This window comes from Streptomyces sp. LX-29, from assembly GCF_029541745.1.
Lineage (GTDB): Bacteria > Actinomycetota > Actinomycetes > Streptomycetales > Streptomycetaceae > Streptomyces.
On the sequence record NZ_CP089746.1, the window covers coordinates 5,224,405 to 5,234,649 of the forward strand.

The following is a 10,245-nucleotide window of genomic DNA, read 5'->3' on the forward strand; positions in this document are numbered from 1 at the left end:
TTCCGACTCTTTCCAGGGGGTGACGTTTCAGTGGCTACCGCGAACGAAGAGAAGCTTCTCGACAACCTGAAGTGGATGACCACTGAGCTGCGCCGGGCTCGCCGCCGCCTGACCGAGGTGGAAGCGGACGCGCAGGAACCGATCGCGATCGTCGCGATGAGCTGCCGCTTCCCCGGCGACGTGACGTCCCCCGAGGACCTGTGGCGCCTGGTGGACGAGGGCGGCGACGCCGTCTCCGGCTTCCCCGCCGACCGCGGCTGGGACATCGAGGGGCTGGCCGACCCCGACCCCGACCGCAAGGGCACGTTCTACAACAGCGGCGGCGGCTTCCTCGCCGGCGCGGCCGAGTTCGACCCGGCGTTCTTCGGCATCTCGCCCCGCGAGGCCCTCGCCATGGACCCGCAGCAGCGGCTGCTGCTGGAGACCTCCTGGGAGGTCTTCGAGCGGGCCGGCATCGACCCGGCCACCCTGCGCGGCAGCAAGACCGGCGTCTACGTCGGCGCCGCCGCCATGGGCTACGGCAACGACCTCCAGGGCGCCCCCGAAGGGCTGGAGGGCCTGCTCCTGACCGGCGGCGCCACCAGCGTGCTGTCCGGCCGGATCGCCTACACCTTCGGCCTGGAGGGCCCGGCCGCCACCATCGACACCGCCTGCTCCTCCTCGCTGGTCGCGCTCCACTGGGCGGCCCAGGCGCTGCGCACCCGCGAGTGCTCGCTGGCGCTGGTCGGCGGCGTCACGGTGATGCCCAACCCCGATGTCTTCGTGGAGTTCAGCCGGCAGCGCGGCCTCGCCCCCGACGGCCGCTGCAAGTCCTTCGCCGCCTCCGCCGACGGCACCGGCTGGTCCGAGGGCGTCGGCGTGCTGCTGGTCGAGCGGCTCTCCGACGCGCGGAAGAACAGCCACCAGGTGCTGGCCGTCGTCCGCGGCTCCGCCGTCAACCAGGACGGCGCCAGCAACGGCCTGACCGCCCCCAACGGCCCCTCCCAGCAGCGCGTCATCCGGCAGGCCCTGGAGAACGCCCGGCTGTCGGCCGCCGAGGTCGACGTGGTCGAGGCGCACGGCACCGGCACCACCCTGGGCGACCCGATCGAGGCCCAGGCACTCCTCGCGACGTACGGCCAGGAGCGGCCCGAGGGCCGGCCGCTGTGGCTCGGCTCGCTCAAGTCCAACCTCGGCCACACCCAGGCCGCCGCCGGCGTCGCCGGCATCATCAAGATGGTCAAGGCCATCGAGCACGGGGTGCTGCCCAAGACCCTGCACGTGGACGAGCCCACCCCCAACGTCGACTGGTCCACCGGTGAGGTCGCGCTGCTGACCGAGGCCCGAACCTGGCCGGAGACGGGCCAGCCGCGCCGCGTCGGCATATCGGCGTTCGGCGTGAGCGGCACCAACGCCCACACCATCCTGGAGCAGGCTCCCGAGCCGACCGCCGAGGAGGAGGACGCGCCCGCCGCCCCGGCCCCGGCCGCCACCGCCGCCGTCCTGCCCTGGACCCTCTCCGCCAGGAGCGAGGCCGCGCTGCGCGAGAGCGCCCGGCGCCTCGCCGCCCGACTCGACGGCGCCGCCCACCCCGTCGCCGACGTCGCCCACTCCCTGGCCGTCGGCCGCGCCGCCCTGGAGCGCCGCGCCGCCGTCGTCGCCGTCGACCACGACGGCTTCCGCGCGGCCCTGGACGCCCTGGCGCGCGGCGAGTCCGCGCCTGGCCTGGTCGAGGGCACGGCCACCGGCGGCAAGACGGCGTTCCTGTTCACCGGTCAGGGCAGCCAGCGACCGGGCATGGGCCGTGAGCTGTACGACGCCTACCCGGCGTTCGCGGACGCCCTGGACGCGGTCTGCGGCGAGCTGGACCGGCACCTGGACCGGCCGCTGAAGACCGTGCTGTTCGGCGACGACGCCGAGGCCCTGGACCGGACCGGGTACACCCAGCCCGCGCTCTTCGCCCTCGAGGTGGCGCTCTACCGCCTCGTCGAGGCGTGGGGCGTCACGGCCGACTTCCTGTCCGGCCACTCCATCGGCGAGCTGGCCGCCGCCCATGTCGCGGGCGTTCTCTCGCTGTCCGATGCGGCGAAGCTGGTGGCCGCGCGCGGCCGGCTGATGCAGGCGCTTCCGGCCGGTGGCGCGATGATCGCGGTGCAGGCGTCGGAGGACGAGGTCCTGCCGCTGCTCACCGACGGCGTCAGCATCGCCGCCCTCAACGGCCCGCAGTCCGTGGTCGTCGCGGGTGACGAGGACGCGGCGCTCGCCATCGCCGCGGGCTTCGAGGCGCAGGGTCGTAAGACCAAGCGCCTCACCGTCTCGCACGCCTTCCACTCGCCCCGTATGGACGCGATGTTGGACGACTTCCGCGCGGTCGCCGAGACCCTCACCTACGAGGCCCCGCGCATCCCGATCGTCTCCAACCTCACCGGCACCGTGGTCCCGGCCAAGGAGATCACCACCGCCGACTTCTGGGTCCGGCACGTCCGCGAGGCGGTGCGCTTCCTCGACGGCGTCCGTGCCCTGGAGGCGCAGAACGTCACCACCTTCGTGGAGCTGGGCCCCGACGGCGTCCTCTCCGCCATGGGCCAGGAGTGCCTCACCGGCACCGAGGCCGCCTTCGTACCCGTGCTCCGCAAGGACCGCCCGGAGGCCGAGGCGCTGACGACCGCCGTCGCGCGGGCCCACGTCCGCGGCGTGCGGATCGACTGGGCCGCGTACTTCGCCGGCACCGGCGCGGGGCCCGTCGACCCGGCCGTGCTGGCCGCGCTGCCCACCTACCCCTTCGAGCACCAGCGGTTCTGGCTGGCGCCGGGCGCGCCCACCGGCGATGTGACCGCCGCGGGCCTGGAGTCGGCGGACCACCCGCTGCTCGGCGCGGCGGTGCCGCTCGCCGAGAGCGACGGCTTCCTGTTCACCGGGCGGCTCGGCCTCGACACCCACCCGTGGCTGGCCGACCACACCGTCATGGGCTCGGTGCTGCTCCCCGGCACCGCCTTCGTCGAGCTGGCCGTGCGCGCCGGCGACCAGGTCGGCTGCGACCTGCTGGAGGAACTCACCCTGGAGGCGCCGCTGGTGCTGCCCGCCCGCGGCGGCATCCGGCTCCAGCTCACGGTGGGCGCCCTGGACGACGCCGGCCGCCGGCCGCTGGCCATCCTCTCCCGCGCGGCCGACGCCCCGGCCGAGGAGCCCTGGACCCGGCACGCCTCCGGCGTGCTCGCCACCGGCGCCCCGCGGCCCGACTTCGCGCTGACCGCGTGGCCGCCGAGCGGCGCCGAGGCGGCCGAGGTGACCGAGCTGTACGCGACGCTGGCCGCCAGCGGCCTGCCGTACGGCCCGGCCTTCCAGGGGCTGACCGCCGCCTGGCGGCGCGGCACCGAACTCTTCGCCGAGGTGCGGCTGGGCCAGGAGGCGCAGGCCGCCGACTTCGGGCTGCACCCGGCGCTGCTGGACTCCGCACTGCACGCGCTCGGCCTGGACGCCGACGACCAGGGCCGGGGCCGGCTGCCGTTCGCCTGGAGCGGGGTGTCGCTGTACGCGAGCGGCGCCACCGAGCTGCGGGTGCGCCTGGAGCTCCAGGGCACCGAGGGCGTCCGGCTGGAGATCGCCGACGCCACCGGGGCGCCCGTCGCCGCCGTGGACTCCCTCGCGCTGCGCGAGGTCTCGGCCGAGCAGGTCCGGGCCGCGCGGGCCGCGTACCACGAGTCGCTGTTCCGCCTGGAGTGGGCCGAGCAGCCCGCCGCCGGCACCGGTGCGCCCGGCGCCTGGGCGGTGCTGGGCGCCGACCGTCTGGGCCTCGGGGCCCCGGCGTACCCGGACCTCGCCGCGCTGACCGCGGCGGTGGACGCCGGCGTCCAGACGCCGGAGTTCGTCCTCGTCGCACCCGCGGCGAGCGACCCGGCCGACGCGTCCGGCGCGGCGCACCGCGCCACCGCCGAGGCGCTCGCCCTCGTCCAGGAGTGGCTCGCCGAGGAGCGGTTCGCCGGCTCCCGGCTGGTGCTGGCCTCGGCACCGCGGGACCTCGCGCAGGCCGCCGTATGGGGTCTGGTGCGCTCGGCGCAGGCCGAGAACCCGGACCGTTTCGTCCTGCTCGACATCGACGGCGAGGACGCCTCCCGGGCCGCGCTGCCCGCCGCGCTCGCCTCCGGCGAGGAGCAGCTGGCCGTCCGCGCGGGCGTGGTCCGCACCCCGCGGCTGGCCCGGGTGCCGGTCGCCGACGAGACCGCGGCCGCCGACTGGAACCCGGACGGCACCGTGCTGGTCACCGGCGCCGCCGGCCAGCTCGGCGGGCTGGTCGCCCGCCACCTGGCCGCCGAGCACGGCGTGCGGCACCTGCTGCTGGTCAGCCGCCGCGGCGGCGCGGCCGACGGGGCCGTCGAACTCACCGCCGAGCTCGCCGAGATCGGCGCCTCCGCTACCTGGGCGGCGTGCGACGTGGCCGACCGGGAGGCGCTGGCCGCCGTCCTGGCGGACATCCCCGCCGCGCACCCGCTGACCGCCGTGGTGCACACCGCCGGCGTCCTCGACGACGGCACCATCGGCTCGCTGACCGAGGAGCGGCTGGCGAAGGTGGCGCGGCCGAAGGTCGACGCGGCCTGGAACCTGCACGAGCTGACCCGCGACCTGGACCTGGCGGCGTTCGTCCTCTTCTCGTCCGCCTCCGGCGTCTTCGGCAGCCCCGGCCAGGGCAACTACGCCGCCGCCAACGCCTTCCTGGACGCGCTGGCGGTCCACCGCCACGCCGCCGGACTGCCGGCGAGCGCGCTGGCCTGGGGCCCCTGGGCGGGCGCCGGCATGGCCGGCACGCTGGACGAGGTCGACATCAGCCGGATGCGCCGGGCCGGACTGCCCCCGCTGTCCCCGGCCGAGGGCCTCGCCCTGCTGGACGCGGCCCTCACCGTCACCGAGCCGGCGCTGGCCCCGATGCGGGTGGACACCGTGGCGCTGCGCGCCCGGGCGACCACCGGCACCGTCCCGGCGCTGCTGCGCGGCCTGGTCCGGGCCCCGGCGCGGCGCGCGGCGCGCACCGCCGCCGACGCCGGCGCCACCGGTCTGGCCCAGCGGCTCGCCGGGCTGAGCGAGAGCGAGCGGCACCGCGTGCTGCTCGACCTGGTCCGCACGCAGGTCGCGGCGGTGCTCGGCTACGCGGGACCGCAGGCCGTCGAGGAGGGCCGGGCCTTCAAGGAGCTCGGCTTCGACTCGCTTACCGCCGTCGAGCTGCGCAACCTGCTCCGCGAGGCGACCGGGCTGCGGCTCTCGCCCACCCTGGTCTTCGACTACCCGACCTCGCTCGCCCTCGCCGGCCACCTGCGCGCCGAGCTCGTCGGCGACACGGCCGAGGCGATCGTCCCGGACCGGGTGACCACCGCCGCGGACGACGACCCGATCGCGATCGTCGCCATGAGCTGCCGCTTCCCCGGCGGCGTGCGGTCGCCCGAGGACCTGTGGCGGCTGCTGGTCTCCGGCGGCGACGGCATCACCCCCTTCCCCGCGGACCGCGGCTGGGACCTCGACACCCTCTACAGCGACGACCCCGACCTCGAAGGCACCAGCTACACCCGCGAGGGCGGCTTCCTGCACGACGTCGCCGACTTCGACGCGGCGTTCTTCGGGATCTCACCGCGTGAGGCCCTGGCCATGGACCCGCAGCAGCGGCTGCTGCTGGAGACCTCGTGGGAGGCGTTCGAGCGGGCCGGGATCGACCCGGCCACCCTGCGCGGCAGCCGGACCGCCGTGTACATCGGCAACAACGAGCAGGACTACCTGACCCTGTGGCTGGACGAGCCGCAGGGCCTCGAAGGCCACCTGGGCACCGGCAACTCGTCGAGCGTGGCCTCCGGCCGGATCTCGTACACCTTCGGCCTGGAGGGCCCCGCCCTCACCGTCGACACCGCCTGCTCGTCCTCGGTGGTCGCCCTGCACCTGGCCGCCCAGGCGCTGCGCAACGGCGAGTGCGAACTCGCCCTGGCCGGCGGCGTCACCGTGATGTCCACCCCGAGCGCGTTCCTGGAGTTCAGCCGGCAGCGCGGGCTCGCCGCCGACGGCCGGATCAAGGCGTTCTCCGGCGACGCGGACGGCACCATCTGGTCCGAGGGCGTGGGCGTGCTCCTGGTGGAGCGGCTCTCCGACGCGCGGCGCAACGGCCACCCGGTGCTCGCCGTGCTGCGCTCCACCGCCGTCAACCAGGACGGCGCCAGCAACGGCCTGACGGCGCCGAACGGCCCGTCCCAGCAGCGCGTCATCCGGCAGGCCCTCGCGGGCGCCGGTCTGTCCACCACCGACATCGACGCGGTCGAGGCGCACGGCACCGGCACCACGCTGGGCGACCCGATCGAGGCGCAGGCGCTGCTCGCCACCTACGGCCAGAACCGGCCCGACGACCGGCCGCTGTACCTGGGCTCGGTGAAGTCCAACATCGGCCACACCCAGGCCGCCGCGGGCATGGCCGGCATCATCAAGATGGTCAAGGCCATCGAGCACGGCGTACTGCCGCGGACGCTGCACGTCTCCGAGCCCACCCCGCACGTGGACTGGGCCGCCGGCGACATCGAGCTGCTCACCGAGGCCCGGGACTGGCCGGAGACCGGCCGCCCGCGCCGCGCCGCCGTCTCCTCCTTCGGCTACAGCGGCACCAACTCCCACGCGATCCTGGAGCAGGCCCCGCCGGCCGAGACCCCGGCCGCCCCGGCCGCCGAGACCGCCCCGCCGGTCCTGGCCTGGCCGGTCTCGGCCCGCGACACCGACGCGCTGCGCGCCCAGGCCGAGCGGCTGCGCTCGCACCTGGCCGCCGCCGACGCGCCGCGGCCGCTGGACCTGGCGTACTCGCTGGCCACCACCCGCGCGGCCCTGGAGCACCGCGCCGTGCTGCTCGGCCGGGACGCCGAGGAGCTCGGCCGCGGCCTGGCGGCCCTGGCCGCCGGCGAGTCCGCGCCGGGCCTGGTGACGGGCTCCGCGGACGGCGGCAAGACCGCCTTCCTCTTCACGGGCCAGGGCAGTCAGCGGTTGGGCATGGGCCGTGAGCTCTACGACGCCTACCCGGCCTTCGCGGCGGTCTTCGACGCCGTCTGCGCCGAGCTGGACCGGCACCTGGAGCGGCCGCTGAAGGACGTGGTGTTCGGCGACGACGCCGAGGCCCTGGACCAGACCGGCTTCACCCAGCCCGCGCTGTTCGCGGTCGAGGTGGCGCTGTTCCGCCTGGTCGAGGCGTGGGGCGTGACGCCGGACTTCCTCTCCGGTCACTCGATCGGCGAGCTGGCCGCCGCGCATGTGGCGGGTGTCCTCTCGCTGTCCGATGCGGCGAAGCTGGTGGCCGCGCGTGGCCGGCTGATGCAGGCGCTTCCGACCGGTGGCGCGATGATCGCGGTGCAGGCGTCGGAGGACGAGGTCCTTCCGCTGCTCACCGACGGCGTCAGCATCGCCGCCCTCAACGGCCCGCAGTCCGTGGTGATCGCCGGTGACGAGGACGCGGCCCTCGCGATCGCGAGCGGCTTCGAGGCCCAGGGCCGCAAGACCAAGCGGCTCACCGTCAGCCACGCCTTCCACTCGCCCCGTATGGACGCGATGTTGGAGGACTTCCGGGCGGTCGCGGAGACGCTGACGTACGAGAGCCCGCGAATCGCCCTCGTCTCCCACCTGACCGGCGGGCTGGTCTCCACCGAGGAGATCACCAGCCCGGACTTCTGGGTCCGGCACGTCCGCGAGGCGGTCCGCTTCCTGGACGGTGTCCGCGCGCTGGAGGCCGAAGGCGTCACGACCTTCGTCGAGTTGGGTCCCGACGGCGTGCTCACCGCGATGGCGCAGGAGTGCGTCACCGGCGAGGGCGCGGTGTTCACCGCCGCGCTGCGCAAGGGCCGTCCCGAGGCGGAGGCGCTGGCGCACGCCGTGGCCCAGGCGGCCGTCCGGGGCACGGACCCCGACTGGGCGGCGTTCTACGCCGGCGGCGGCGCCGTGCGCCTCGACCTGGCCACGTTGCCCACGTACGCCTTCCAGCCGCGCCGCTTCTGGCCGGAGGCCGACGGCGCCGCGGCGCCCGCCGGGCGGCTGCCCGCGGACGCGGTGGACGCCCGCTTCTGGGAGGCCGTGGAGCGGGAGGACCTGGAGTCCCTCGCGACGGAGCTCGCCGTGGAGGGGGAGCAGCCGTTCAGCGCGGTGCTGCCCGCCCTGTCCTCGTGGCGGCGCAGGCAGCAGGAGCGCGCCACCGCGGACGGCCGGCTCTACCACGTGGAGTGGAAGCCCCAGCCGCAGACCGGCACGCCCACCCTCAGCGGCACCTGGCTGACCGTCGTCCCCGCGAGCCTCGCGGACGACGCCCGGGTCGGCGCGGTCGGCGACGAGCTGGCGCGGCGCGGGGCGCGGACCGTCCGCGTGGAGCTGGACGCGGCCGACACCGACCCGGCGGCGCTCGCCGAGCGGTTGGCGTCGGCGGCCGACGGCCCCGTCGCCGGCGTGCTCTCGATGCTGGCGCTCGACGAGCGGCCGCACCCCGAGCACCCGGCGGTGCCGGTCGGCCTGGCCCTGACCGGCGCGCTGGCCGAGGCGCTGGCGCGGCGCCCGGAGTACGCGGCCGCGCGACTGTGGTGCGCCACCCGCGGCGCGGTCGCGGTCGGCGCCTCCGACCGCCTGGACAGCCCCGCACAGGCGCAGGTCTGGGGCCTGGGCCGGGCGGTCTCGCTGGAGCAGCCGGAGCGCTGGGGCGGACTCATCGACCTCCCCGCCCTGCCGGAGGCGCTGGACGAGCGGGCGCTGGGCCTGCTGGCCGGCGTGCTCGCCGGCGCCCACGGCGACGAGGACCAGCTCGCGCTCCGCGCCGCCGGTCTCTTCGTCCGGCGCCTCGCGCAGCGCACCGCCCCCGCCGGCGGCACCGAGTGGACCCCGCGCGGCACCGTCCTGGTGACCGGCGGCACCGGCGCGCTGGGCCGGCATGTGGCCCGCTGGCTGGCCGGCAACGGCGCCGAGCGGCTGGTGCTGCTCAGCCGCCGCGGCGCCGACGCGCCGGGCGCGGCCGAGATCGTGGCCGAACTGTCCGACACCGGCACCACGGTGACCGTCGAGGCCTGCGACGTCGCGGACCGCGAGGCGCTGACCACGCTGGTGGACAAGCTGGCGGCGGACGGCGCCCCGGTGCGGGCCGTGGTGCACGCGGCGGGCGTCTCCCAGGTGCCCGGCACCGGCACCGAACTCCCCGAGTTCGCCTCCGTCGTGGGCGCCAAGACGACCGGCGCCGTCCACCTGGACGAGCTGTTCTCGGGCGACACCGAGGACCGCACCCTCGACGCCTTCGTGCTCTTCTCGTCGATCGCCGGCGTGTGGGGCAGCGGCGGACAGGGCGCCTACTCGGCCGCCAACGCCTTCCTCGACGCGCTCGCCGAGCGGCGCCGGGCCCGCGGCCTGACCGCCACCTCGGTGGCCTGGGGCCCGTGGGCGGACGGCGGCATGGCCACCGAGGGCGACGCCTCCGAGCAGCTCAGCCGGCGCGGCCTGCCGCCGATGTCGCCGGAGCTGAGCATGGCGGCGCTGCGCCGGGTGCTGTCCCGCGACGAGACCGCCACGACCGTGGCCGACGTCGACTGGGAGCGTTTCGCCCCCGCCTTCACCGCGGCCCGCCCCCGCCCCCTCATCGCCGACCTCCCGCAGGTCCGCGCCGCCCTGCGGGACGGCGCCGAGGACGCGGGCGGCACGGCGGCCGAGGGCGCGGCGCCGGCGCTGCGCGAGCGGCTGGCCGGACTCTCCGAACTCGAGCGGCGGGACGCCGTGCTGGAGGTGGTCCGCGGGCATGTGGCGGCCGCCCTCGGCCACGCCTCGGCCGCCGACGTCGACGCCGGACGCGCCTTCAACGAGCTGGGCTTCGACTCGCTCACCGCGGTCGAGCTGCGCACCAAGCTGGGCGCGGCCACCGGGCTCCGGCTGCCCGCCAGCCTCGTATACGACTACCCGAACCCACAGGCGCTGGCCGACCAGCTGCTGCGCGAACTGGCCCCGGAGGGCCCGGGCCACGGCCCGGCCGCCGGCCCGGCGGCGGTGATCGACACCGACCCGCAGGACGCCGAACTGCGCAGGACCCTGGCGGCCATCCCGATGAACCGGATCCGGGAGGCCGGGCTGCTGGAGTCGCTGCTCCAGCTGGCCGACCCGCACGCGGCGACGCCCGCCGCGAGCCGCGCCGATGACGCCGCCGAGTCCATCGACGAGATGGACGTCCAGCACCTCATCGACATGGCGCTCGACCTCGACAGCCTCGACGGCACCGATTCCTGACGCGGCCCAAGCACG

General features: G+C 76.3%; 1 protein-coding gene. It reads left to right on the plus strand.

Annotation, left to right across the window (positions count from 1 at the left end; all coding sequences use genetic code 11):
- Positions 1-30: 30 nt before the first annotated feature.
- Positions 31-10,230, plus strand: a complete 10,200-nt coding sequence (locus LRS74_RS22455) for a type I polyketide synthase (RefSeq protein WP_277742696.1) — start codon at positions 31-33, stop codon at positions 10,228-10,230.
- Positions 10,231-10,245 lie beyond the last annotated feature (15 nt).